Raw genomic sequence first — 25,096 nt, forward strand, 5'->3', positions numbered from 1 at the left:
GCGCGCGTGCGCTGCGGGCCCCGCGTACTCGCCGAGCGGCGGGGCTACTCGCCCCGGCGCAGGCTCGGCTTCAGGTCCTTGAAGCGGGCCAGCAGCCCGTTCACGAACGAGGGTGAATCGTCCGTCGAGAACTCCTTGGCCAGCTGGACGGCCTCGTCGATGGCCACGGCGTCCGGGGTGTCGTCCACCCAGATCAGCTCGTAGGCACCGAGCCGCAGGATGTTGCGGTCCACGACCGGCATGCGGTCGAGCTCCCAGTCCACGGCGTACGTGACGATCAGGTCGTCGATGCGGTTCACCTTGTCGGCGTACCCCTCGACGAGATCCATCGTGAAGGCGCTGACGGGCGGCTGCCGGTCGTCCGACCGCGCGTGGCGGATCCAGTCCGCGAGGACCTCGCGCACGGGTACCCCGCGCTGGTCGGCCTCGAACAGGATCTGGAAGGCGCGCTTGCGCGCGTTGCTGCGGGCAGCCACGGTTAGCTGTTCACCCGGCCGAGGTAGTCGCTGGTGCGGGTGTCGACCTTGATCTTCTCGCCCGTGGTCACGAAGAGCGGGACCTGGATCTCGTGGCCCGTCTCCAGGCGCGCGGGCTTGGTGCCGCCGGTGGAGCGGTCGCCCTGGACGCCCGGGTCGGTGTGCTCGATGACCAGCTCGACGGCGGCCGGGAGCTCGACGTAGAGCACCTCGCCCTCGTGCTGGGCGACCGAGGCGGTGAAGCCCTCGATGAGGAAGTTGGCGGCGTCGCCGACGGCCTTCTTGTCGACCATCAGCTGGTCGTAGGTCTGCATGTCCATGAAGACGAAGTACTCGCCGTCCATGTACGAGAACTGCATGTCGCGGCGGTCGATGGTGGCCGTCTCGACCTTCGTGCCGGCGTTGAACGTCTTGTCGACGACCTTGCCGGAGAGCACGTGCTTGAGCTTGGTGCGCACGAAGGCCGGGCCCTTGCCGGGCTTGACGTGCTGGAACTCGACGACGGACCAGAGCTGGCCACCGTCGAGCTTGAGCACCATGCCGTTCTTGAGGTCGTTCGTGGAAGCCACGGTTGCGGAATCTCCTGCACTGGAAGACCACGGGTGCGCGCACAGTCCGCCACGGCGGACTAGAGCGCGAGCAGCTCCTTGGTCGTAATGGTGAGTAGCTCGGGACCGCCGTCCGCCTCGGGGCGTACGACGAGCGTGTCATCGATCCGGACACCTCCACGGCCCGGGAGGTGAACCCCCGGTTCGACGGTGACCGGCACGCAAGCGTCCAGTTTACCCATGGCCGTAGGTGCAAGCTGCGGGTCCTCGTCGATTTCGAGGCCGACACCGTGTCCGGTCGACGCGGCGACGGCCTCACCGTGCCCCCCGGAGTCCAGCACGGACCGCGCCGCGTGGTCGACCTCGCGGTAGGCGGCGCCCGGCAGGAGCGCCTCCCGGCCCGCCCGCTGGGCCGCGAAAACGAGATCGTAGAGCTCGATCTGCCAGTCCGCCGGACTGGTGCCGATCACGAAGGTCCGGCCGATCTCACAGCGGTAGCCGCGGTAGTTGGCGCCGAGGCAGACGGAGAGGAAGTCCCCCTCCTCGACCCGGCGGTCGGAGGGGCGGTGCCGGGAGAGGCCCGAGTTCGGCCCGGTGCCCACGCAGGTCGGGAAGGCCGGCCCGTCGGCGCCGTGGTCGACGAGGCGGCGCTCCAGTTCCAGGGCGAGGTGGCGCTCGGTGCGGCCGACCAGGATCGATTCCAGCAGCTCGCCGAGGGCCTGGTCGGCGATCTCGGCGGCGATCCGCAGGCAGGCGATCTCCTCCTCGTCCTTGACGAGGCGCTGCTGTTCCACGGCGGCGCCCAGGTCCACGAGACGCAGCCCCGGGGCGACGGAGCGCAGGGCGCGGTGGCGGGCGACGGTGAGGTGGTGCTCCTCCACGGCCAGCGATTCGGCCCGCAGCGAGCCGGCCATGTCCCCGGCCGCGACGGCGGCGTCGCTGCCCGGGCCGGCGAGTACCGAGACCCGCAGCCCCTCGTCGAGGCGCCCCTCGTCGGCCTCGCCGGTGGGCGGTCCGACGGTGAACAGCACGTCCTCGCCGTCCGGCCCGACCAGCAGGACGGCGGACGGCGGGGACGCCCCGGCGAGGTAGCGGACGTTCGCCGGACGCGTGATCAGTGCGGCGGTGTTCCCCGCGGCGGCACAGCGGTCGCGAAGCAGGCCCCGGCGGGTCGCGTACACGTCTGACATGTCTTCGAGCGTACGAGCGCCCCGCGCATCCGGCCTGATGAGCACACCCGTACGGGGCCCGGTCCGCCGCCGGGCCCCGGGCCCGGCCCGGCGCCCGGCCCCGCGCCCGTCAGCCGCCCACGTACGCCGCGAGGTGCTCGCCGGTGAGGGTGGCGCGCCCGGCGACGAGCTCGGCGGGGGTGCCCTCGAAGACGATCCGGCCGCCGTCGTGGCCCGCGCCGGGCCCGAGGTCGACGATCCAGTCGGCGTGCGCCATGACGGCCTGGTGGTGCTCGACGACGATCACGGACTTCCCGGAGTCGACGAGCCGGTCCAGCAGGCCGAGCAGGTGCTCGACGTCGGCGAGGTGCAGCCCGGCCGTCGGCTCGTCGAGCACGTACACCCCGCCCTTCCCGGCCATGTGCGTCGCCAGCTTGAGCCGCTGGCGCTCGCCGCCGGAGAGGGTCGTGAGCGGCTGGCCGATGGTGAGGTAGCCGAGGCCCACGTCGGCGAGGCGCGCGAGGATGCGGTGCGCGGCCGGCAGGTGCCCCTCCCCCGCCCCGAAGAACGCCTCGGCCTCGGTCACCGGCATCGCGAGGACCTCGCTGATGTCCTTGCCGCCGAAGTGGTAGTCGAGGACCGAGGAGTCGAAGCGCCGGCCCTCGCACTCCTCGCAGGTGGTGGCGACCCCGGCCATCATCGCCAGGTCGGTGTAGACGACCCCGGCGCCGTTGCAGGTCGGGCAGGCGCCCTCGGAGTTGGCGCTGAACAGGGCCGGCTTCACGTCGTTGGCCTTGGCGAACGCCTTGCGGATCGGGTCGAGCAGCCCGGTGTAGGTCGCCGGGTTGCTGCGCCGCGAGCCCTTGATGGCGCCCTGGTCGACGAAGACCACGCCCTCGCTCGCGGGGATGGAGCCGTGCACGAGGGAGCTCTTGCCGGAGCCCGCGACTCCGGTGACGACCGTGAGCACCCCGAGCGGGATGTCCACGTCCACGTCGCGCAGGTTGTGGGTCTTGGCCCCGCGGATCTCCAGCGTGCCGGTGGGCTTGCGCACGCTCTCCTTGACCGAGGCCCGGTCGTCGAAGTGCCGGCCGGTGATCGTGCCGGCCGTGCGCAGCCCCTCGACGGTGCCCTCGAAGCAGACGGTGCCGCCGCCCGAACCGGCGCCCGGACCGAGGTCGACGACGTGGTCGGCGATCGCGATCGTCTCCGGCTTGTGCTCCACGACGAGCACCGTGTTGCCCTTGTCCCGCAGCCGCAGGAGCAGGTTGTTCATCCGCTGGATGTCGTGCGGGTGCAGGCCGGTGGTGGGCTCGTCGAAGACGTACGTGACGTCGGTGAGCGAGGAGCCGAGGTGGCGGATCATCTTGACGCGCTGCGCCTCGCCGCCCGACAGCGTGCCCGACGCGCGGTCGAGCGAGAGGTAGCCGAGGCCGATCTCCACGAACGAGTCGAGCGTCCCCAGGAGCGTCGCGAGCAGCGGCGCCACCGAGGGCTCGTCGAGTGTGCGGACCCATTCGGCCAGGTCGCGGATCTCCATCGCGCACAGGTCGGCGATGTTCTTCCGCTTGATCTTCGAGGAGCGCGCCCCCTCGTTCAGGCGGGTGCCCGCGCAGTCGGGGCAGGTGGTGAAGGTGACGGCACGTTCCACGAAGGCCCGGATGTGGGGCTGCATGGACTCGGTGTCCTTGGACAGCATCGACTTCTGGACGCGCGGGATCAGACCCTCGTACGTCATGTTGATGCCCGCGATCTTCATGCGGGTCGGCTCGCGGTGCAGGAGGTCCTGCAGCTCCTTCTTCGTGTACCGGGCGATCGGCTTGTCCGGGTCGAAGAAGCCGGACTCGATGTAGAGGCGCGAGTTCCAGCCGCCGCCGGTGTACCCGGGGATGGTGAACGCGCCCTCGTTCAGCGACTTGGAGTCGTCGTAGAGCTGCGTGAGGTCGATATCGGTGACCGCCCCGCGGCCCTCGCAGCGCGGGCACATGCCGCCGGTGATGCTGAAGCTGCGCTTCTCCTTGACCTCCTGGCCGCCGCGCCGGACCGTGACGGCGCCGGCTCCGCTGATCGAGGCGACGTTGAAGGAGAAGGCCTTGGCCGAGCCGATGTGCGGCGTTCCGAGCCGGCTGAAGAGGATCCGCAGCATGGCGTTGACGTCGGTGGCGGTGCCCACCGTGGATCGCGGATCGCCGCCCATCCGCTGCTGGTCGACGGTGATCGCGGTGGTCAGGCCGTCGAGCACGTCGACCTCGGGGCGGCCCAGCGTCGGCATGAAGCCCTGGACGAAGGCGCTGTACGTCTCGTTGATCAGCCGCTGCGACTCGGCGGCGATCGTGTCGAACACCAGCGAGCTCTTGCCCGAGCCGGAGACACCGGTGAACACCGTCAGGCGCCGCTTGGGGATCTCGATGCTGACGTCCTTGAGGTTGTTCACCCGCGCACCGTGCACGCGGATCAGGTCGTGGCTGTCGGCATCGTGAGGCGCGGGCCTGTCCATGCTCATGGGTGTCTCCGTGGGTCGGTCGGGCGGCCTGGCTCGATTCAAGCAGCTGTGCGCGGCGCGCTCAGCAGTCCTGGATCAGCCCGAGGACATTGCCGTCGGGGTCGGTGAAGGTGGCCACGAGGCGGCCGCCGCCGACGTCGCGCACGGGGGCCTTGAGCGTGGCCCCGGCGGCGGTCACCTCGGCGAGCTTCGCCTCGATGTCCGCCACGTGCCAGTGGGCCACCGGCCCGGTCATGCCCTGCTCGGCGCCGCCGGGCACGAGCCCGATCTGCTGGCCGCCGGCCTCGTATCCGACGTAGTACGGCTCGTCGGTCGTCGGCGCGGCGCCGAGCAGCGCGGTGTACACGTCCTTGGCGGCGGCCAGGTCGGAGACGGGGTGCAGGACGGTCCGGATTCCCTGGGTAGGAGAGGTGCTCATGATCACTCCTGGTGCGGTGGGGTCGGCGTGGAGTTCACGCTAGCCGCGGGCTGCGGCCCCGCGCTTCTCCGATCCTGACCGCTTGGGGAGCGGACGCCGCCTAGGGGGCGGGCGTGCCGAGGGTCCTGGCCAGGGCCTCGTCCAGGGCCCGGGAGGTGGCTTCCACGTCCAGGTCCGAGTTGTCGATGATCGGCAGGCCCGAGCCGTACCAGCCCGCCATGCGCCCGTGGATGCGGGCGACTTCCTCGTCGGACAGGCGCCGGTTGCCCGAGCGGGCGGCGTTGCGCTCCAGGACGATCTCCAGCCCGGGCAGGAGGACGACGGGCAGCAGGGCGGGGCCCACGTGCCGCTTCCAGCCGCCGAGGCCCACCACCGGCCGGTCGGGGAAGACGGCGTCGTCGAGGATGCAGGAGATCCCGTTGGCCAGGAAGTTTCGGGCGGCGAAGCCGCAGGTGCGCCGGGCCAGCCGGTACTGGGCCTCGGAGTGGTCGTTCCAGCCCGCCTGCGGGTCCGCGAAGCCCGAGCACACCCACTCCCGGACGTCGTCCAGGCTCACGTGCGCGGTGGGCACGGGGCGGGTGCTCGCCCAGTGCCGGGCCACGGTGGTCTTGCCGGCGCCCGCCGGGCCGATCAGCAGCACGGCCAGCGTCGCCCCGCCCGTCCCGCTCACCGCGGGCGGGAGCGGGATGTGCCCCGTGGCCTCGGGGATCGGGGGCGGCGGCGCGTGCACGGCCGCGTGCGAGTGGGCCGGCGCGGCCTGCGGCGCCGGCACCGGCCATCCCTGTGCAGGGGGTATCGGCGGCTGCGGCGGCACGGCCGCATGGTGACCCGGCTGCCCCCAGCCCGCGCCGCCCCCCACTCCTTGCTGCATCCGCTGCCACTCCGTCTCGTTCCACCCGACTGATGCGAGAACGTTATATGACCGCGGGGCGGAAGCCGCCCACCAGCACCGTCAGAGTGCGACTTCGTCCGCCAGAGCGCGCAGCGCCAGCCGGTACGAGCCGATGCCGAAGCCCGCCACCGTCCCGGTCGCCACCGAGGCGATGACCGAAGTGTGCCGGAACTCCTCGCGCGCGTACGGGTTCGAGATGTGCACCTCGATCAGCGGCGCGGTGCGCTGCGCCGCCGCGTCCCGCATGGCGTACGAGTAGTGCGTGAAGGCACCCGGGTTGATCACGACCGGGATCCTGCCGTCCGCCGCCTCGTGCAGCCAGCGCACGATCGCGCCCTCGTCGTTGGTCTCGCGGACCTCGACGTCGAAGCCGAGCTCCTCGCCCAGCGAACGGCAGCTCTCGACGAGCCCGGCGTACGAGGTGGCCCCGTACACGTCGGGTTCGCGCGACCCGAGCCGGCCCAGGTTCGGCCCGTTCAGGACCAGCACCTTGCGGTTCACGCGGACACCTCGCCGTACGCCGCGATCAGGTGCGCCGGGTCGGGGCCCTCCAGGACCGTGGGCTTGGCCAGGCCGTCGAGCACGATGAAGCGCAGCAGGTTGCCGCGGGACTTCTTGTCGACCTGCATGGTCTGGAGCAGCTTGGGCCACTGGTCGCCGCGGTAGGTGAGCGGCAGCCCGACCGCGGCCAGGATCTCCCGGTGCCGGTCGGCCGTCGCGTCGTCGAGCCGCCCGGCGAGCCGGCCGAGCTCGGCCGCGAAGACCATGCCGACCGAGACGGCCGCGCCGTGGCGCCACTTGTAGCGCTCGTTCTTCTCGATGGCGTGCGCGAGCGTGTGCCCGTAGTTGAGGATCTCCCGCAGGCCCGATTCCTTCAGGTCGCTGGAGACCACGTCGGCCTTGACCTGGATCGAGCGGACGATGAGCTCCGCGGTGTGCGGGCCCGCGGGGGTGCGGGCCGCCGCCGGGTCCGCCTCGATCAGGTCGAGGATCACCGGGTCGGAGATGAACCCGGCCTTGATGACCTCGGCGAGGCCGCTGACGTAGTCGTTGACCGGCAGCGAGTCCAGCGCCGCCAGGTCGCACAGCACGCCGGCCGGCGGGTGGAAGGCGCCGACGAGGTTCTTGCCCTCGGCGGTGTTGATGCCGGTCTTGCCGCCGACGGCGGCGTCCACCATCGCCAGGATGGTGGTCGGTACGGCGATCCAGCGCACCCCGCGCAGCCAGGAGGCCGCGACGAAGCCCGCGAGGTCGGTGGTGGCACCGCCGCCGACGCCGACGATCACGTCGGTGCGGGTGAACCCGGACTGGCCGAGCGCCTTCCAGCAGTACGCCGCGACCTCGATGGTCTTGGCCTCCTCGGCGTTCGGCACCTGGATGGCGACCGCCTCGTAGCCCTGCTCGGCCAGGTCGTCGCGCAGCGCCTCACCGGTCGAGGCCAGCGCCTCGGGGTGGATCACGGCGACCCGCTGGGCCCGGGTGCCGATCAGGCCGCCCAGCTCGCCGAGCAGCTGCCGGCCCACCAGTACCTCGTACGCGTCGTGTCCGGCTCCGCCGCCGACCTGGATGCGCGTCACCTGGTCTGTCATACGTCCTTCAACTCCAGAGCGTCGAGGACCGCCTGGGCGACCTCTTCGGGGGTGCGGTCGTCGGTGGCCACCACGACGCGCGCGACTTCGGTGTACAGGGGGCGGCGGGCCTCCATCAGCTCGCGCCACTGGCGGCGCGGGTTGACGGCGAGCAGCGGGCGCGCGGCGCCCAGCCCGACGCGCCGGACGGCTTCCTCGACGTCCATCGACAGATAGGCGACGGGCAGGCCGGCCAGCAGGGAGCGGGTGCCCTCGTCGAGGACGGCGCCGCCGCCGAGGGCGAGGACTCCGGTGTGCTCGGCGACGGCGGCGGCGACCGCCTGCCGCTCCAGCTCGCGGAAGTACGGCTCGCCCTCGTCGACGAAGAGGTCCGAGATCTCACGTCCTTGGGCCGCGACGATGTCGGCGTCGGTGTCCCGGTAGGGGACGCCGAGCCGCTCGGCGAGCAGCGCCCCCACCGTGGACTTGCCGGACCCCATGGGCCCGACGAGGACGACCAGTGGTCCGCCCGTCACCGGATCTGCAGGTTGTCGAGGTAGGACCGCACGTTGCGCCGGGTCTCGGGGACCGAGTCCCCGCCGAACTTCTCCACGACGGCGTCCGCGAGGACGAGGGCGACCATGGCCTCGGCGACGATGCCCGCCGCGGGGACGGCGCAGACGTCGGAGCGCTGGTGGTGGGCGGCCGCGGCCTCGCCGGTGGCCACGTCGATCGTGGCGAGCGCCTTCGGGACCGTCGCGATGGGCTTCATGGCCGCCCGTACCCGCAGCAGCTCACCGGTGGTCAGACCGCCCTCGGTGCCGCCGGAGCGGCCGGAGGTGCGCTTGATGCCCTCGGGGGTGGCGACGATCTCGTCGTGCGCCCGGGAGCCGGGGACGCGGGCCAGGTCGAAGCCGTCGCCGACCTCGACGCCCTTGATCGCCTGGATGCCCATCAGCGCGGCCGCGAGGCGCGCGTCCAGGCGACGGTCCCAGTGCACGTGCGAGCCGAGGCCGACCGGGACCCCGTACGCGAGGACCTCGACGACCCCGCCGAGGGTGTCGCCGTCCTTGTGGGCCTGGTCGATCTCCGCGACCATCGCCTTCGAGGCGTCCGCGTCGAGGCAGCGCACCGGGTCGGCGTCCAGCTTCTCGACGTCGGCGGGGGTCGGGTACACGCCGTAGGGGGCCTTGGCCGAGGCCAGCTCCACCACGTGCGAGACGATCTCGATGCCCGCGACCTCCTTGATGAAGGAGCGGGCGACGGCGCCGAGGGCGACGCGGGCGGCGGTCTCACGGGCGCTGGCGCGCTCCAGGATAGGCCGGGCCTCGTCGAAGCCGTACTTCTGCATGCCCGCGAGGTCGGCGTGGCCCGGGCGCGGACGGGTCAGCGGCGCGTTGCGGCCGGTGTCCTTGAGCAGCGACGGGTCGACCGGGTCGGCCGACATGACGGTCTCCCACTTCGGCCACTCCGTGTTGCCGATCATGACGGCGATCGGGGAGCCCTGGGACAGGCCGTGGCGCACGCCGCCGAGGAAGGTGACCTCGTCCTGCTCGAACTTCATCCGGGCACCGCGGCCATAGCCGAGCCGGCGCCGGGCCAGGTGGTCGGCCACCAGCTCGGTGGTGACCGGAACGCCGGCGGGAAGGCCCTCCAGCGTCGCGACCAGTGCCGGTCCGTGCGACTCTCCTGCGGTCAGCCAACGCAACCTGCTCAACGATGCTCCTCATGCTCGCGCCTGGGTACTGCGGCGGCGCGGCCGGGTGCTCGGCCCGGACCCGCCACACCCGATCCTCCCACGTCCGGGCCGGTGCGCCGCCCTCCGGTCCAGCTGGCGGACGGCGGTGCACCCGGGCTCACCCTGGCGAGTGGGCATGTAGGCGGGCAAGATCGGCCCGCGCAGTGCATCAGGTGCGGTGGCGGAGGGTCCCGCCGGGGCGCCGGATCAGTGGCGGGCGCGCAGCGCGGCCTCTCCCGCGGCCCGCATGGCGGCCAGCGGCGCGGTGTGGCGGCCGGTCATCTGCTCGACCTGGAGCACCGCCTGGTGGACGAGGAGGTCCAGGCCGCCGAGGAGCCGGCCGCCCCGCTCCGACCAGGCCGCCGCGAGCGCGGTCGGCCACGGGTCGTAGAGCACGTCGAAGAGGGTCCCCGCGGCGGCCGGCACCCGCTCGGCCAGCCAGTCCGTGGCGCGCGCCGGGGTGGTCGCGATGACCAGCGGCGCGTCCAGCCCCTCGGCGGCGTCCGTCCAGTCGGCCGTACGGACGGCCACGTCGAGGCGCTCGCCCCACTCCTGCATCTCGTCGGCGCGGGCCTTGGAGCGCACGTACACCGTCACCTCGCCCGAGCAGACCCGGGCGAGGGCGGCCAGGGCCGAGGAGGCGGTGGCTCCGGCGCCGAGGATGGTGGCGCGTTCCACCGCGTCGACTCCGCGCTCGTGGAGCGCGGAGACGATGCCGGGGATGTCGGTGTTGTCGCCGAGGCGCCGGCCGTCCCCGGTCAGGACGACGGTGTTGACCGCCTCGACGGCGGCGGCGGTGTCGCTGATGCCGTCGAGCAGCGGGATGACCGCGCGCTTGAGCGGCATCGTCAGCGACAGCCCGGCCCACTCGGGGCCGAGGCCGGCGATGAACCGCGGGAGCGCGTCCTCGTCCATCTCGAAGCGGTCGTACGACCAGTCGTCGAGGCCGAGCTCCTGGTAGGCGGCGCGGTGGAGCACCGGTGAAAGGGAGTGCTCGATCGGTGAACCGAGCACGGCTGCGCGTATCACTGCCCTTCCTTCTTCCTCTCCTCTTCGTACTTCTGGCGGTTGCGGTTGTGCTCCTCGTTCGTCACGGCGAAGAGCGTCTCGTTCTCGTTCACCGACACGAAGTAGTACCAGGGACCGGTGGCCGGGTTGATCGCCGACTTGAGCGCGTCGGGGCCCGGGCTGCCGATCGGTCCGGGCGGCAGGCCCTTGATCTTGTACGTGTTGTACGGGTCGTCGAGCTTGCGGAGGTCGTTGACGGAACCGACGTCCAGGGTGCTCTGGCCCCGCATGTAGTTGACCGTGGAGTCGAAGTCGAGCAGACCGTAGGTCTCCGTGTTGCCGGGCTTGAGCCGGTTGTAGACGACCCGGGAGATCTTGTCGAAGTCGTGCTGGTACTTGCCCTCGGCCTGGACGAGGCTCGCGACGGTGATGAGCTGGAGCGGGCTGGACAGGCCCAGCTTGGAGGCCTGGCCCTTGACGTCCGCGCTCGCGTAGGCCTCGTTGGACTTGGCCACCATCTGCTTGAGCATCGACTGGGGGGTCGCGTCCTTGCTGAGGTCGTAGCGGGCCGGGTAGAGGAAGCCCTCCAGCGGGTCCTTGAGGTCCTTGTTGGCGGCCCAGTCGGGCAGACCGAGGTTCTTCGCCTCCTTCGTGGCGACGTCCTTGGTCGTGCCCTCCTTGAGCTTGAGGCGCTCGTCGATGGCCTTGTAGACCTGGCTGGTCTTCCAGCCGGGGATCACGTCCAGCGCGTTGACGCCGGCCCCGCCCACCATGAGGTCGACGGCCGCCTTGCCCGACATGTGCTGCTTCATCGTGTAGGAGCCGGCCTGGATGGCCCCGCCCTTGGGGTTGGCCTTGGCGGCGGCGACGAAGGCGTCGGCGCTCTTGACGACGCCGTGCGCCTTCAGGATGCGGCCCATCTCCCCCATGCCGGTGCCCTTGGGGATGTCGATGGTGACGGAGCCCTCGCCCTCGCCGGCGTAGTCCTCGCCGGTGCTGAACTTGGACTTGATGTAGTCCAGGCCGTAGTAGCCGCCACCGCCGAGCACGCCGATGATCACGACGGCGGCGATCAGGCAGGCGGCGCCGTTGCGGCCCCCCGGCTTCTTGTCCTTGGAGCGGCCGCGGCGTCCGCCGCCGCCCGGGGTCTCGGAGTCGCCCTCCTCGGCCGGCGGGGCCGCTGCCTCCTCGTCGGAGAGCTCCGGCTCGGGCTCGGGCTCCGTGACCAGGTGGCGCCGGCCCGGGGGCTGCGGCGGCGGGTAGGCCTCGGGCGTGCCGTAGAGGTCGGGGGCCTCGCCGGGGTAGCCGCCGACGGGCTGCTGGGCGTACGGGTCCGCGCCGAGGTACGGGTCGGCCTGCGGGACGGCCGCGTACTGGGCCGGGGCCTGCGCCTGCGTCTGGCCGGTGTCCCAGCCCTGGCCGTCGTACGCCTGCTGCGGCTGCTGCTGGTAGAGCTGCTGCTGGGCCTGGTGGGGCTGCTGCGGGGCATAGCCCTGCTGCTGGCCCGGGTACTGGCCCTGCTGCGCGTACTGCTGCTGGTACTGGGGATCCTGCTGGTACTGCGGGTCCTGGTACTGCGGCGGGTGCTGCGGGTACTGGCCGTCCTGCGGGTACTGCGGCTCCTGCGGGTACTGCTGCTGGGGGCCACCGGCGTAGGGCATCTGAGCCTGCTGGGCCTCATGCCCGGTCCACCCCTGGTCCCCGTACAAGGGGTCCTCCGGGTGCCACGGTTCGGGGCCACGGCCCCGGCCATACTCAGTCATCGGTCCCCTAGAGCCGCGAGACGGAGGCAACGGCCCTGTCCGCCGCGGCACCCGGTTCCGCCTCTGAAGTGGTGGGCGACGACTTGTTCGAATGCCGCCGCATCGCGCGGAACGTTACCGTATCGCGATCAGACAACCACTTCGACGCACTCACCGGGCGGATTACCTGATACCCGTTCGGTCTCAAGAGCGTTCTGAAGGATCACCACCGCGGCCGCCTGGTCGATCACCGAACGCCCTTTCTTGGCGTTCCTTCCCGAGGCCCGAAGACCCTGGGCGGCGGTGACCGTGGTCATCCGCTCGTCCACCAGACGGACCGTCACCGGCTTGATGCCCTTGGCGAGTTCCATGGCGAAAGCCCGCACCTTGGCCGCAGCCGGCCCCTCCCGCCCGCTGAGCGAGCGGGGGAGGCCGACCACGACCTCGAGGGGTTCGTACTCCTCGACGAGCTGCCGCAGCCGCCGGTGGGCGAAGGGGATGTCCCGGCCCGGAACGGTTTCCACCGGTGTGGCGAGGACCCCGTCGGGGTCGCACGAGGCGACCCCGATCCGGGCGTCCCCGACGTCGATGGCGAGACGGCGGCCACGGCGCAGCGTCATGGTCAGGCCGTCTCGGCGACGAGGCGCTCGACCGCGGCGATGGCGTCCGGGACGGCGGCCGGGTTCTGGCCACCGCCCTGGGCCACGTCCGGCTTGCCGCCACCGCCGCCACCGAGGGTCTTGGCGGCGGTACGGACCAGGTCACCGGCCTTGAGACCGCGCTCGCGGGCGGCCTCGTTGGTGGCGATGACGGTCAGCGGGCGGTCGTTCGCCGTGGTGAACAGGGCCACGACGGCCGGGCGGTCGCCCGGGATGCGGCCGCGGACGTCCAGGACCAGCTTGCGCAGGTCGTCGGCGCCGGTGCCGTCCGGGACGGTGCCGACGACGAGGGCCACGCCGCGGATGTCCTGGGCGTTCTCGGCGAGACCGGCGGCGGCCTGGAGGACCTTCTCCGCGCGGAACTTCTCGATCTCCTTCTCGGCGTCCTTCAGCTTGCCGAGCATGGAGGCGATCTTCTCCGGCAGCTCCTCCGGACGGCCCTTGACCAGCTCCTGGAGCTGGGCGACGACCGTGTGCTCCTTGGCGAGGAAGTTGTACGCGTCCACGCCGACGAGGGCCTCGACGCGGCGCACGCCGGAACCGATGGAGGACTCGCCGAGCAGCTTGACCAGTCCCAGCTGGGCGGTGTTGCCGACGTGCGTACCGCCGCACAGCTCCTTGGAGAAGTCGCCGATGGTCACGACGCGCACGCGCTCGCCGTACTTCTCGCCGAACTCGGCGATGGCGCCCTGCTTCTTCGCCTCGTCGATGCTCATGATCTCGGCGGTGACGTCGAGCTCGCGCGAGAGCACGTCGTTGATCTTCTGCTCGACGTCGGTCAGGACGGTGCCGGGGACGGCGTTCGGCGAGCCGAAGTCGAAGCGGAAGCGGCCGGGGCTGTTCTCGGACCCGGCCTGGGCGGCCGTCGGGCCGAGGGCGTCGCGCAGCGCCTGGTGGGTCAGGTGCGTGGCCGAGTGGGCGCGGGCGATGGCCCGGCGGCGGCCCACGTCGATGGCGGCGTACGCGGAGGCGCCCACCGTCACCTCGCCGACCTGGACGGAGCCCTTGTGGACGGAGACGCCCGGGACGGGCTGCTGCACGTCGCGCACGACGATGACGGCGCCCGAGTCGAGCTTGATCCGGCCCTGGTCGGCGAGCTGGCCGCCGCCCTCGGCGTAGAAGGGCGTGCGGTCGAGGACGACCTCGACGTCGTCGCCCTCGGAGGCGGCCGGCGCGGAGACGCCGTTGACCAGCAGGCCGACGATGGTGGACTCGCCCTGGTTGGTGGCGTAGCCGGTGAACTCGGTGGCGCCGGCGCTGTCGGCGATCTCTCGGTACGAGGCGACGTCGGCGTGGCCGGTCTTCTTGGCCTTGGCGTCGGCCTTGGCCTTGTCCCGCTGCTCCTGCATCAGGCGGCGGAAGCCGGGCTCGTCCACGGAGAGGCCCTGTTCGGCGGCGATCTCCAGGGTGAGGTCGATCGGGAAGCCCCAGGTGTCGTGGAGCAGGAACGCCTTGTCGCCGGCGAGCACCGTGCCGCCGGCGGCCTTGGTCTCGGTCACGGCGGAGTCGAGGACGTTGGAGCCGGCGTTCAGGGTCTTGAGGAAGCGGGCCTCCTCGGCGAGCGCGACGGTCTCGATGCGCTTGCGATCGGTGACCAGCTCCGGGTACTGCTGCCCCATCGTGTCGATCACGACGTCGACGAGGTCCTGCACGACCGGGCCGGTGGCGCCCATGAGGCGCATGTTGCGGATGGCGCGGCGCATGATGCGGCGCAGCACGTAGCCGCGGCCCTCGTTGCCCGGGGTCACGCCGTCGCCGATGAGCATGACGGAGGTGCGCATGTGGTCGGCGACGACGCGCATCGAGACGTCGGTGCCGTGGGCGGCGCCGTACTGCACGCCCGTCAGCTCGGTGGCCTTGTCCATGACCACGCGCAGGGTGTCGGTCTCGTACATGTTCTGCACGCCCTGCAGGATCATCGCGAGGCGTTCGAGGCCGAGCCCGGTGTCGATGTTCTTCGACGGCAGGTCGCCGAGGATCGGGAAGTCTTCCTTCCCGTCGCCGGCGCCGCGCTCGTACTGCATGAAGACCAGGTTCCAGATCTCCACGTAGCGCTCGTCGTTGACGGCCGGGCCGCCCTCGACGCCGAACTCGGGGCCGCGGTCGTAGTTGATCTCCGAGCACGGGCCGCAGGGGCCGGGAACGCCCATGGACCAGAAGTTGTCCTTCTTGCCCAGGCGCTGGATGCGCTCGGCGGGCACGCCGATCACGTCGCGCCAGATCGTCTCGGCCTCGTCGTCGTCGAGGTAGACGGTGATCCAGAGCTTCTCCGGCTCCAGGCCGTAGCCGCCGTCCGCCACGGAGCTGGTGAGCAGCTCCCAGGCGTACTTGATGGCGCCTTCCTTGAAGTAGTCGCCGAAGGAGAAGTTGCCGCACATCTGGAAGAACGTGCCGTGGCGGGTGGTCTTGCCGACCTCTTCGATGTCCGGCGTACGGACGCACTTCTGCACGCTGGTGGCCCGGGGGGCCGGCGGCTTGGTCTCGCCGAGGAAGTACGGCTTGAACGGGACCATGCCCGCGTTGACCAGCAGCAGAGTCGGGTCGTCCGCGATGAGCGACGCCGAAGGGACAACGGCGTGACCGCGCTCCTCGAAGAAGCTCAGCCAGCGGCGGCGGATTTCAGCCGACTCCATCAGTGGTCCTCATTCCGGTTGTACGTGACGTTCAGGGGGGTGGTCTTGTCGTGCTGGATGGCCCGCAGCCGCCGCGGCCCGGGGAGGGCGGTGACGTTGTCGGGCCGGTCGGGGTCCTGGTGGAGCCCCAGTGCATCGTTCAGCTCGTCCTCGCGCTGGGACATTCCCGCCTTGACGTCGAGGGCGAAGTCCTTGAGGCGGTGGCCCGCCTCCACGGCCTTGTCGGCGGCCTGGGCGGCGAGGCTCTCCGGTGTCAGCTTCTTGAGCTGGCGGTTGACCTTGGTGGTGGCCCACACGCCGGCGGCTGCGCCGGCGGTGAACCAGAAGGCTCGGCGGAACATCGGAGGTTTCAGCCCTTCTGCTTCCGGCGCCGGGCCGCCGGCACCGTACGGCCAACGATCACAGTACGTCGGGACGTCTTCTGCGGCGCGGCTTCCGTGGATTTGCCCAGTGCCTTGCGGACGCCGTACCCGAAGGCCGCGACCTTGACCAGCGGCCCGCCGAAGGTGGAGGCCACGGTGGAGGACAGCGCGGAGGCGTTCGAGGTGACTTCCTGGACGTCGCTGGCGATGGCGTCGACCCGGTCGAGCTGGGTGCGCGCGGAGCGGACGGTGGTGGAGGCTTCCGCCAGCAGCGGGACGGCCTGCTCGGTCACGTCCGCCACCAGCTTGGTGGTCGCCTTGAGCACCTGGGCCAGCCTCACCAGCACCACGGCGAGGAAGGAGACCAGGATGGCCCAGAAGACGGCCACGAGGATCCCGGCCACCTCTCCACCGGACACGTTGCACCGCTCTCTGCAGGTCTCTGCGCGTTGATCACCGGACAGGTCTTCCTCCGACCCTATCGCGCCGGAGATCCGGCGCCGTACCGGAATTCCGGGTCCGGGGGAAACAGGAAGCCCGCCGGCTCCCCCAGGGGGAACCGGCGGGCTGACCAGCCTGTGAGGCTACGGCCGCTGGATCAGCGGGCGTAGTACTCGACGACGAGCTGCTCGTCGCAGATGACCGGGATTTCCTTGCGGTTCGGGTCGCGGTCCAGGCGGAAGGCCAGGGCCTTCAGGTTGACCTGCAGGTAGCGCGGGGTCTCGCCCTCGCCTGCGTAGCCACCCTCACGGGCAACCTGGAACGGAACCTTCTCGCGGCTGCGCTCGCGCACGGTGATGACGTCGTCCGGGCGGACACGGAACGACGGCTTGTCGACCTTGGCACCGTTGACCTCGATGTGGCCGTGAACGACCATCTGGCGGGCCTGGTAGATCGTGCGGGCGATGCCCGAACGCAGGACCAGGGCGTCGAGGCGACGCTCGAGCTCGACGACCAGCGCCTCGCCCGTCTTGCCTTCGGCCTTCTTGGCGCGGTCGTACGCGCGGGCCATCTGACGCTCAGAGATGTCGTACTGAGCGCGCAGACGCTGCTTCTCGAGCAGACGGACCTTGTAGTCCGAGTTCTGCTTGCGGCCACGGCCGTGCTCGCCCGGCGGGTAGGGGCGGGCCTCGAAGTACTTGACGGCCTTCGGGGTCAGCGCAATGCCGAGGGCACGCGACTTCTTGACCTTGGGTCGCTTCTGGTTCACGGGGAACCTACCTCCATGTAAGTTAGGTGAGGCTTACCTTATCGAGGAGGACGTAATGTCTCGACCACATGGGATCCCCCTGCCCAGTGCGCAGCGCAGTCCGGATTCAGACGAAACAGAATCCGCTTGCGCCGACGATAAGCAAGGTCAGCCGCGTCCCAGGGAAGGCGTTCGGCAGCTCACCGGAGCCGAACGCGTACGAACCCTCGTAGAGTCCAACGCCTCAGTATCCCTCATGCTGCCGGGTGCTTTCGACCAGGTGCGGTCGCCTGACCAGGCAGAGCTCGGGGCAGGGATGCCGGCCACGCGGACCGTCACCCCGGACGGGGACGTGATTCTCCTGGTGCCAGGGGAATCCGCGGCTGCCAGAGCGGCCGCTCACGCCCAGGACGACGACCTCACGGCCGTGATCGAGATCACGGATGTGGCGCCGGTGTCCGTGCCCCATCGTATCCGAGGCCGCGCATGGCTCGCCGGGTGGCTGACCCAGGTGCGCGGGGACGACCGCGCGGCCTGCGCGGCGCTGCTGGCGGAGCGCCGGCCGGTGGGCGAGCTGCTCGGGCTGCACGGCCGTCCCTCCCACGTGATGCTGCGCCTGGAGGTCGGCGAGATCTCGGTGGACGACCTGTGGGGCGCCGAGCACGTGGACCCCCAGGAGCTGGCCGCGGCGGAGCCGGACCCGGTGGTGGACCACGAGACGGAGCTCCTCCAGCACCTGGCCGCCGCGCACCGCGACCGCGTCGCGGACCTGTGCGCGCTGCTGGGCCCGCGGGAGAGCGCCGCCGCGACCGCGGTCCCGCTGGCCCTGGACCGCCTGGGCCTGCGGGTCCGCTTCACGGACGGGGACTCCTCCTTCGACGCCCGCTTCGACTTCCCGGCTCCGGTCCGCGACGTCTGCGAGCTGCGCCGGGCGATGCACGCGCTGTTCGCGGCGGCGGGCGTCTGAGGCCGGGCCCTTCGGGGCCCTTCGGATCAGCGGCGGCCCCGGGGCGGCCGGCCCGCGCGGGGCCTCATCCGCCGGACGTGCCTCATCCTCCGGACGGGCCGGAGCCGCCTCCCCGCAGCCGCTCGCGAACCTTCTCCACCACGTCCGCGTACCGCGCCTCGGCTCCGTACCGGGTCGGTTCGTAGTACCGCTTCCCGTGCACCGTGTCGGGCGCGTACTGCTGGGCCGCGATCGCGCCCGGGACGTCGTGCGGGTACACGTACCCCACCGCGTGGCCCAGCTTGGCCGCGCCCTTGTAGTGGCCGTCCCGCAGATGCGAGGGGACCGGGCCGGCCAGGCCCGCCCTGACGTCCGCCAGGGCCGCGCCGATCGCGGTCGTCGCGGTGTTCGACTTCGGGGCCAGGGCCAGGGCGATCGTCGCGTGCGAGAGGGTCAGCGCCGCCTCAGGGAAGCCGATCATCGCGACCGCCTGCGCCGCCGCCACCGCGAGAGGCAGGGCCGTGGGATCCGCCAGTCCGATGTCCTCGCTCGCCGAGATCATCAGGCGCCGGGCGATGAACCGCGGGTCCTCCCCCGCCTCGATCATCCGTGCCAGGTAGTGGAGCGCCGCGTCCACGTCCGAGCCGCGGATCGATTTGATCAGCGCGCTCGCCACGTCGTAGTGCTGGTCGCCGTCGCGGTCGTACGTGACCGCGGCCCGGTCGACCGCCTCCTCCACCGTCCGGAGGCTGATCTCGGGCTCACCCTTGGCGATCGCCGACCCGGCGCCGGCCTCCAGCGCCGTCAGCGCCCGCCGGGCGTCGCCGCCCGCGATCCGCAGCAGGTGCGCCTCGGCGTCCTGCGGCAGGGTGACCGCCCCGCCCAGCCCGCGCTCCTCCGTCAGCGCGCGCCGCATCAGCGCGCTGAGGTCCTCGTCCGTCAGCGGTTCCAGAGTCAGCAGGAGGGAGCGCGACAGCAGCGGGGAGATGATCGAGAAGTACGGGTTCTCCGTGGTCGCGGCGATCAGCGTCACCCACCGGTTCTCCACGGCCGGGAGCAGCGAGTCCTGCTGGGCCTTGCTGAAGCGGTGGATCTCGTCGAGGAAGAGGACCGTGTCCTTGCCGTACCCGCCGGCCGCCCGCTTGGCGCCCTCGATGACGGCCCGTACCTCCTTCACGCCCGCGGTGATCGCCGACAGCTCCACGAACCGTTTCTGCGTCGCCTGGCTCACCACGTACGCGAGGGTGGTCTTCCCGATGCCCGGCGGGCCCCACAGGATCACCGAGGAGGCTCCGGCCGGACCGCCCGCCCCGTCCCCGACCAACCGGCGCAGCGGTGATCCGGGCTTCAGCAGGTGCTGCTGGCCGACGACCTCGTCCAGGGTGCGCGGGCGCATCCGGACGGCGAGCGGGGAGCTCGACGGGTCCTTCTCCCGGCGGTCTTCGGCAGCGGCGGTGAACAGGTCTGGTTCCACACAGGAAGCCTAAGCGAGCCCGCCGACAACGGGCCGCGCGCTCAGGAGGTCCAGAAGTCCCACCAGCGCGTCAGGATCAGCATGCCGATGATCCCGACGTGCAGCACCGGCAGCACCCAGGTGAACTCGTCGAGGAAGGCACGCAGCCAGCCCGGGGCCGGAAGCAGGCCCTCGCGCACGTTGAAGGCGGTGACGTACCAGAACATGAAGATCGTGGCGACCCAGGCCAGGCAGCACCACAGGCAGAGCGAGTTGATGTTGTACAGCGACTGGTACATGAGCCAGGTGCAGAAGCCGACGCCGAACAGCATGCCCGCGTTGAGCGTCAGCCAGTACCAGGGCCGGAAGCGGGCCCCCGCCAGCACGCTCATGCCGACGCAGACGACGATGCCGTAGGCGACGAGCCCCAGCAGCGGGTTCGGGAAGCCGAACGCGGACGCCTGATCGCTCTTCATGATGTTGCCGCAGGAGACGATGGGGTTCAGGCTGCAGCCCGGCGTGAAGTCCGGGTCCTCCAGCAGCTTGAACTTGTCGATCGTGATCACCCAGGCGGCGAGCAGTCCCAAGGCACCGGTGATCACCAGCAGCAGGGCCAGGGCCCTGCTCGCACCGACCGTCCGCGGGGCGGTGTCTGCGTCCGTACCTCGTGTCGTCATACCGCCCGCTCCACATCTGCAAGGTCCACAAGCACCGGCCATTGTGCCGTACGCGGCTGTGTGTGGACCGTTCGATGGACATAAGGACCTATGCACGGGGGGGACCGGTGGCTCGCGTAACGCGGTGGCGGTACGGGGGCTTCGCAAGCAGTACGGCGGGGTCACCGCGGTGGACGGACTCGATCTGACGACCGGCACGGCGAGGTCAGCGTGCTGGGTACGGACCCGGCCACCGCCGGGCGGGCCTGGCGCTCGCGCGCCGGGATCGTCTGCCAGGACGAGTTCGGCCCCGGCCGAACTGACGGTACGGGAGACGGTCGAGCACTTCGCCCGCTACTACCCGGCCCCGCGCGACCCGGCCGAGGTCACCGCCCCGGTCGGCCTGGAGCACAAGCGGGGCCACCGGGTGAAGGGCCTCTCGGGCAGCCGACCGGCCGGCGGTCATCGCGAGCGGCCGAGTGGTCGCCGAGGGCGAACCGGCGGAGCTGCGCTCCCGCTTCGGCACCGGCGCCACCGTCGAGTGGACCGGCTCCGACGGCACCCCGCAGAGCCTCGTCGCCGAGACCCCCACCCTCACGGTCACCGAGCTCGCGGCCCGGTTCGAGGGCGAGATCCCGGGGCTGAAGATCGGCCGGCCCACCCTGGAGGACGTGTACATGCGCCTCACGGTCCGGCTCGTACCCCCGGCGCCCGGGACGTGACGTACCGCATGGCCGCGGTGACCACGGCCATGCGGTACGACCTGCTGTGACGGCCGTCAGGCCAGCTTGCCGCGCAGGACCTCGACGACGTCCGCCAGGGCGACCGGGGACTGGTCCCCGGACTCCATGTCCTTCAGCTGGACGACGCCCTCGGCGAGGTCGCGGTCGCCCGCGATCACCGCGAAGCGGGCGCCCGAGCGGTTGGCGTCCTTCATCGCGCCCTTGAGGCCCTTGCCCCCGTACGAGATGTCGGCCGCGACACCGGCCTTGCGGAGCTCCGTGACCAGGGCGAACAGCACCGGCTTCGCCTCGCCCAGCGCCACCGCGAACACCGAGGTCGCCGGCGGGATGTCCAGCTCGATGCCCTCCGCTTCGAGCGCCAGCACCGTACGGTCCACGCCCAGTGCCCAGCCCACCGACGGCAGCGCCGGTCCGCCGATCATCTCGGACAGGCCGTCGTAGCGGCCGCCGCCGCCGACGGCGGACTGCGAGCCCAGACCGCCGTGGACGAACTCGAAGGTGGTCCGCGTGTAGTAGTCCAGTCCGCGCACCAGCTTCTCGTCGTCCTCGAAGGCGACCCCGGCCGCCGTGATCAGCGCCCGGACCTCCTCGTGGTACGCCTTGCACGCGTCGCAGAGGTAGTCCCGCAGCAGCGGGGCGCCGACGAGCTGCTTCTGCACCTCGGGCCGCTTGTCGTCGAGGACGCGCAGCGGGTTGATCTCGGCCCGCCGGACGGTCTCCTCGTCCAGGTCCAGCCCGCGCAGGAAGGCCTGGAGCGCCTCCCGGTACACCGGGCGGCACTCCTTGTCGCCCAGGGAGTTCAGCAGGATCCGGAAGTTGCGCAGGCCGAGCGCACGGTACGCCTGGTCGGCCAGGATGATCAGCTCGGCGTCCAGCGCCGGGTCCTCGGCGCCGATCGCCTCGGCTCCGACCTGCGAGAAGTGGCGGTAGCGGCCCGCCTGCGGACGCTCGTAGCGGTAGTAGGAGCCCGAGTACCAGAGCTTGACCGGCAGGTTGCCCTTCTTGTGCAGGCTCGCCTCCAGCGCCGCGCGCAGCACGGAGGCGGTGCCCTCCGGGCGCAGGGCCAGGTTGGTGCCGCCCTTGGTGGTGAGGGTGAACATCTCCTTGGTCACGATGTCGGTGGACTCCCCGACACCGCGCGCGAACAGGTTGACGTCCTCGAAGCCCGGCGTCTCGATGTAGCCGTACCCGGCCTTGCGCAGCGGGGCCGCGATGGCGTCGCGGACGGCCAGGTACTTCGCCGAGTACGGCGGGATCAGGTCGTACGTGCCCTTGGGGGCCTTGAAGGTGCTCACGAAACTCTCGTCACATTCCTCGTCGTGGAGACGTGAAACCGTCTCCCAGGCCGGCGGCCACCTGCCGCAGGTACGGGTTGGTGGCGCGCTCACGGCCAATGGTCGTGTGCTCGTTGTGACCGGGCAGCACCACGGTCGCGTCGTCGAGCGGCAGGCACACGCGGGCCAGCGATTCGAGCATGTCCGCGTGGCTGCCGCCCGGGAAGTCGGTCCGTCCGATGGAGCCGGCGAAGAGCAGGTCGCCCGAGAACAGCAGCGGGGGGACGTCCCCCGCCTCGGGCATCCCGAAGGTCACCGACCCCTTCGTATGCCCGGGCGCGTGCGACACGGTCAGCTCCATGCCCGCCAGCGCCAGCTTCGCGCCGTCGGTGAGCTCCTTCACGTCGGAGGGCTCCCCCACGGTGAGCTCGCCCATCAGCTGCGCTCCCAGGGAGCGGCCCAGCGCCTTCTCCGGGTCGCTCATCATGAAGCGGTCCTCGGGGTGGATCCACGCCGGTACGTCGTGGGCTCCGCACACCGGGACCACCGAGGCCACGTGGTCGATGTGGCCGTGGGTGAGGACGACCGCGACGGGCTTGAGCCGATGCTTCTTCAGCGTTTCCTCGACACCGCGGGTGGCCTGGTGGCCCGGGTCGATGATCACGCACTCCTCACCGGCGGCGGGGGCGACCACGTAACAGTTGGTCTCCCAGGCCCCTGCGGGGAACCCGGCAATCAGCACGTTCGTCCTCAATCATCGTCCGGCGGGAGCTTGGGCGGCGGTCCTGATCGGAATGCCGCTGTTCAGAGCCTACCGGCGCCGCTCGTTCCACAGCGAACCCATATACGGTACGGCCTAACCGAGCCCGGACAGCGGTGCCATACACGTACAAGGAGACGACCCGGTGGTCACGAGCGATCAGCGGCGGCGACAGCTCGCCAGGGAGAAGTACGAGCGCCAGCAGAAGCGCCGGGCCGAGGCCCGGCGCAAGACGCGGCAGCGCGCGGCGGTGATCGGCGCGGCGGTGGCCGTGGTGGTCGCGACGCTGGTCGGCCTCGTCGTGGGCGGCGTCTTCGACAAGGACAAGAAGGACAGCGCGGCGGACCCGGCGGCGAACCCGTCGGCCTCGCCCTCGCCGAAGACCTCGCCCGCGCCGGCGATGGCGATCGACAAGAACGCGAAGTACACGTTCGACCTGAAGACCACCGCGGGCGACATCAAGTTCGTGATGGACGCGGCGAAGACGCCGGAGACCGTCAACTCGTTCAAGTCGCTCGCGGACAAGGGCTTCTTCGACAACACCAAGTGCCACCGTCTGACCACCTCCGGGATCTTCGTGCTGCAGTGCGGCGACCCGGAGGGCTCCGGCATGGGCGGCCCCGGCTACACCATCGCGGACGAGAACCTCGACTCGCTGGGCAAGCCGAACGAGCAGGGCCAGGTGATCTACCCGGCGGGCACGGTGGCGATGGCCAACACCGGCCAGCCGCACAGCGGCGGCAGCCAGTTCTTCCTGGTCTACAAGGACAGCCCGCTGGCGCCCTCGTACACGCCCTTCGGCAAGATCGACGCGGCGGGTCTGAAGGCGCTGGAGGAGGTGGCCAAGGCCGGTACGGCCGACGGCGGCCAGGACGGGGCCCCGAAGACCCCGGTGACCATCCAGAAGGGCGCCGTCACGCAGAACTGACGGGTTCCGGCGGCCCCGGGCCCGGCCGGCGTCCCGCCCGTACCGCGATATTCCGTCGTGCGGGATGCGGACAGCCGGCCCGGCGGTCGCCTATGTTGGCGTTGTGCAGGGCGGGCGCTGCCCGCCCCAGGAAACTGTGGACGATGCCCAGGGGGTGAACCCCTCGCAGGCATCAGGTGGAGGAGGCGCTGTGAGCAGCGACCCGTGGGGCCGCGTCGACGAGACGGGCACCGTGTACGTGCGTACTGCCGAGGGCGAGAAGGTCGTCGGCTCCTGGCAGGCGGGCACCCCCGAGGAGGCCCTGGCCTACTTCGAGCGCAAGTACGAGGGCCTGGTGGTCGAGATCGGCCTCCTCGAACGGCGGGTGCGGACCACCGATCTGTCCGCCAAGGACGCGCAGACGGCCATCGACCACCTGCGCACGCAGGTGGAGGAGCACCACGCCGTGGGCGACCTCGACGCCCTGCGCGTGCGGCTGGACAAGCTGGTCGCGACGGTGGACTCGCGGCGCGAGGAGCGCAAGGTCCAGAAGGCCAAGCAGACGGACGAGGCCCGTGCGGCCAAGGACGCGCTGGTGGCCGAGGCCGAGCAGCTGGCGCAGAGCGACCAGTGGCGCAGCGCGGGCGAGCGGCTGCGGGCCCTGGTGGACACCTGGAAGGGTCTGCCGCGCCTGGACCGCAAGTCGGACGACGAGCTGTGGCACCGCTTCTCGCACGCCCGCTCCGCCTTTTCCAAGCGCCGCAAGGCGCACTTCGCCTCGCTCGACGCGCAGCGCGAGGACGCCCGCAAGGTCAAGGAGAGGCTGGTCGCCGAGGCCGAGTCGCTCTCGAAGTCGACCGACTGGGGTCCGACGGCCGCCCGCTACCGCGAGCTGATGGCGGACTGGAAGGCGGCGGGCCGGGCGCAGCGCGAGTCCGAGGACGATCTGTGGAACCGTTTCCGCGGTGCGCAGGACGTGTTCTTCGCGGCGCGCGGCGAGGTGTTCGCGGAGCGCGACGCCGAGCAGGTGGAGAACCTGAAGCTGAAGGAGGAGCTGGCCGACGAGGCCGAGAAGCTCGTCCCGATCACGGACCTGAAGGCGGCCCGGGCGGCGTTCCGCTCCCTCAACGAGCGCTGGGAGGGCATCGGCCACGTGCCGCGCGACGCCCGGCCGAAGGTCGAGGGCCGGATGCACGCGGTGGAGCGGGCGATCCAGGAGGCCGAGGAGGGCGAGTGGCGCCGTACGAACCCGGAGGCGCGGGCCCGTGCGGCCGGTCTGACGGGTCAGCTCCAGGCGGCGGTCGACAAGCTGCGCGGGCAGATCGACGCCGCTCGCGCCGCGGGCAACAACGCGAAGGCCGACAAGCTCTCCCGCGAGCTGGAGGGCCGCCAGGCCCTGCTCGACCAGGCCCTGAAGGGCCTGGAGGAGTTCGGCGGCTGACGCCCCGCGGA

The 25,096-nt window shown here is 71.4% G+C and carries 24 protein-coding genes and 1 pseudogene; 4 read left to right on the forward strand and 21 right to left on the reverse strand.

Features of this window, described 5'->3' with window-relative positions:
* Positions 1-44 precede the first annotated feature (44 nt).
* The 17 genes from nusB to rpsD all read right to left on the reverse strand — a co-directional run bounded on the left by nusB (position 45) and on the right by rpsD (position 16,926).
* Positions 45-476, reverse strand: coding sequence for a transcription antitermination factor NusB (gene nusB, locus ACS04_RS19210; protein ID WP_048477873.1), 432 nt, complete (start codon positions 474-476; stop codon positions 45-47).
* A 2-nt stretch (positions 477-478) separates the two neighbouring features.
* Positions 479-1,045: an elongation factor P gene (gene efp, locus ACS04_RS19215; protein ID WP_048477874.1), complete on the reverse strand. Its 567-nt coding sequence runs from the start codon at positions 1,043-1,045 to the stop codon at positions 479-481.
* Between the two features lie 59 nt (positions 1,046-1,104).
* Positions 1,105-2,214 (reverse strand): aminopeptidase P family protein, encoded by a 1,110-nt coding sequence (locus ACS04_RS19220; protein WP_048477875.1) that lies wholly within the window; start codon positions 2,212-2,214, stop codon positions 1,105-1,107.
* A 109-nt stretch (positions 2,215-2,323) separates the two neighbouring features.
* On the reverse strand, positions 2,324-4,696 hold the full coding sequence (locus ACS04_RS19225; RefSeq protein WP_209441728.1) for an ATP-binding cassette domain-containing protein: 2,373 nt from the start codon (positions 4,694-4,696) through the stop codon (positions 2,324-2,326).
* Between the two features lie 61 nt (positions 4,697-4,757).
* A complete protein-coding gene (locus ACS04_RS19230; protein WP_048477876.1) occupies positions 4,758-5,114 on the reverse strand; it encodes a VOC family protein in 357 nt (118 codons plus the stop codon).
* Positions 5,115-5,214: 100 nt separating this feature from the next.
* On the reverse strand, positions 5,215-5,985 hold the full coding sequence (locus ACS04_RS19235) for an AAA family ATPase (RefSeq protein ID WP_048477877.1): 771 nt from the start codon (positions 5,983-5,985) through the stop codon (positions 5,215-5,217).
* Between the two features lie 81 nt (positions 5,986-6,066).
* Entirely contained in the window at positions 6,067-6,507 is a 441-nt protein-coding gene (aroQ, locus tag ACS04_RS19240) for a type II 3-dehydroquinate dehydratase (protein WP_048477878.1), read from the reverse strand.
* Positions 6,504-7,595 (reverse strand): 3-dehydroquinate synthase, encoded by a 1,092-nt coding sequence (gene aroB, locus ACS04_RS19245; RefSeq protein WP_048477879.1) that lies wholly within the window; start codon positions 7,593-7,595, stop codon positions 6,504-6,506. Before aroB ends, aroQ begins: the two co-directional genes overlap by 4 nt.
* The gene (locus tag ACS04_RS19250; RefSeq protein ID WP_048477880.1) at positions 7,592-8,110 is read right to left on the reverse strand and encodes a shikimate kinase; all 519 of its coding nucleotides are present in this window, start codon (positions 8,108-8,110) and stop codon (positions 7,592-7,594) included. The genes aroB and ACS04_RS19250 overlap by 4 nt, the downstream gene beginning before the upstream one ends.
* The gene (gene aroC, locus ACS04_RS19255; RefSeq protein WP_048477881.1) at positions 8,107-9,291 is read right to left on the reverse strand and encodes a chorismate synthase; all 1,185 of its coding nucleotides are present in this window, start codon (positions 9,289-9,291) and stop codon (positions 8,107-8,109) included. Before aroC ends, ACS04_RS19250 begins: the two co-directional genes overlap by 4 nt.
* Positions 9,292-9,519: 228 nt before the next feature.
* Positions 9,520-10,341, reverse strand: coding sequence for a shikimate dehydrogenase (locus tag ACS04_RS19260; protein WP_048477882.1), 822 nt, complete (start codon positions 10,339-10,341; stop codon positions 9,520-9,522).
* The gene (gene mltG / locus ACS04_RS19265) at positions 10,338-11,981 is read right to left on the reverse strand and encodes an endolytic transglycosylase MltG (protein WP_342449487.1); all 1,644 of its coding nucleotides are present in this window, start codon (positions 11,979-11,981) and stop codon (positions 10,338-10,340) included. Before mltG ends, ACS04_RS19260 begins: the two co-directional genes overlap by 4 nt.
* 230 nt (positions 11,982-12,211) lie before the next feature.
* The gene (gene ruvX, locus ACS04_RS19270) at positions 12,212-12,682 is read right to left on the reverse strand and encodes a Holliday junction resolvase RuvX (RefSeq protein ID WP_030157428.1); all 471 of its coding nucleotides are present in this window, start codon (positions 12,680-12,682) and stop codon (positions 12,212-12,214) included.
* A gap of 2 nt (positions 12,683-12,684) precedes the next feature.
* A complete protein-coding gene (gene alaS, locus ACS04_RS19275; RefSeq protein ID WP_048477884.1) occupies positions 12,685-15,354 on the reverse strand; it encodes an alanine--tRNA ligase in 2,670 nt (889 codons plus the stop codon).
* Complete coding sequence (locus ACS04_RS19280) at positions 15,354-15,695, reverse strand: DUF6167 family protein (RefSeq protein WP_048477885.1); 342 nt, start codon at positions 15,693-15,695, stop codon at positions 15,354-15,356. The genes alaS and ACS04_RS19280 overlap by 1 nt, the downstream gene beginning before the upstream one ends.
* An 8-nt stretch (positions 15,696-15,703) precedes the next feature.
* Positions 15,704-16,135 carry a DUF948 domain-containing protein gene (locus ACS04_RS19285; protein WP_078864979.1) on the reverse strand — a complete coding sequence of 144 codons (432 nt, stop codon included), beginning with the start codon at positions 16,133-16,135 and terminating at the stop codon, positions 15,704-15,706.
* A gap of 179 nt (positions 16,136-16,314) precedes the next feature.
* Entirely contained in the window at positions 16,315-16,926 is a 612-nt protein-coding gene (rpsD, locus tag ACS04_RS19290; RefSeq protein ID WP_030026606.1) for a 30S ribosomal protein S4, read from the reverse strand.
* A gap of 235 nt (positions 16,927-17,161) precedes the next feature.
* On the opposite strand from rpsD, the gene ACS04_RS19295 reads away from it, so the two are divergent.
* Positions 17,162-17,872 carry a DUF2470 domain-containing protein gene (locus ACS04_RS19295; protein ID WP_048477887.1) on the forward strand — a complete coding sequence of 237 codons (711 nt, stop codon included), beginning with the start codon at positions 17,162-17,164 and terminating at the stop codon, positions 17,870-17,872.
* 82 nt (positions 17,873-17,954) lie between these two features.
* Here the strand turns inward: ACS04_RS19295 and ACS04_RS19300 are convergent, their stop codons facing one another.
* Both ACS04_RS19300 and ACS04_RS19305 read right to left on the reverse strand, forming a co-directional pair.
* Positions 17,955-19,325 carry a replication-associated recombination protein A gene (locus tag ACS04_RS19300; RefSeq protein ID WP_048477888.1) on the reverse strand — a complete coding sequence of 457 codons (1,371 nt, stop codon included), beginning with the start codon at positions 19,323-19,325 and terminating at the stop codon, positions 17,955-17,957.
* A 41-nt stretch (positions 19,326-19,366) separates the two neighbouring features.
* The gene (locus tag ACS04_RS19305; protein WP_048477889.1) at positions 19,367-19,981 is read right to left on the reverse strand and encodes a vitamin K epoxide reductase family protein; all 615 of its coding nucleotides are present in this window, start codon (positions 19,979-19,981) and stop codon (positions 19,367-19,369) included.
* A gap of 124 nt (positions 19,982-20,105) precedes the next feature.
* On the opposite strand from ACS04_RS19305, the pseudogene ACS04_RS35805 reads away from it, so the two are divergent.
* Positions 20,106-20,682, forward strand: a pseudogene (locus ACS04_RS35805) (P-loop NTPase family protein).
* A 56-nt stretch (positions 20,683-20,738) separates the two neighbouring features.
* Here the strand turns inward: ACS04_RS35805 and hisS are convergent.
* Together hisS and ACS04_RS19320 are read right to left on the reverse strand one after the other, a co-directional pair.
* Positions 20,739-21,998 (reverse strand): histidine--tRNA ligase, encoded by a 1,260-nt coding sequence (gene hisS, locus ACS04_RS19315; RefSeq protein ID WP_048477890.1) that lies wholly within the window; start codon positions 21,996-21,998, stop codon positions 20,739-20,741.
* Positions 21,999-22,008: 10 nt separating this feature from the next.
* On the reverse strand, positions 22,009-22,719 hold the full coding sequence (locus tag ACS04_RS19320) for an MBL fold metallo-hydrolase (protein WP_048477891.1): 711 nt from the start codon (positions 22,717-22,719) through the stop codon (positions 22,009-22,011).
* Positions 22,720-22,882: 163 nt separating this feature from the next.
* On the opposite strand from ACS04_RS19320, the gene ACS04_RS19325 reads away from it, so the two are divergent.
* Both ACS04_RS19325 and ACS04_RS19330 read left to right on the forward strand, forming a co-directional pair.
* Positions 22,883-23,665, forward strand: coding sequence for a peptidylprolyl isomerase (locus ACS04_RS19325; RefSeq protein ID WP_048477892.1), 783 nt, complete (start codon positions 22,883-22,885; stop codon positions 23,663-23,665).
* A gap of 190 nt (positions 23,666-23,855) precedes the next feature.
* Complete coding sequence (locus ACS04_RS19330; RefSeq protein ID WP_048477893.1) at positions 23,856-25,085, forward strand: DUF349 domain-containing protein; 1,230 nt, start codon at positions 23,856-23,858, stop codon at positions 25,083-25,085.
* Positions 25,086-25,096: the final 11 nt, after the last annotated feature.

It is taken from the genome of Streptomyces roseus (assembly GCF_001044425.1).
Taxonomy (GTDB): Bacteria; Actinomycetota; Actinomycetes; order Streptomycetales; family Streptomycetaceae; genus Streptomyces; species Streptomyces roseus.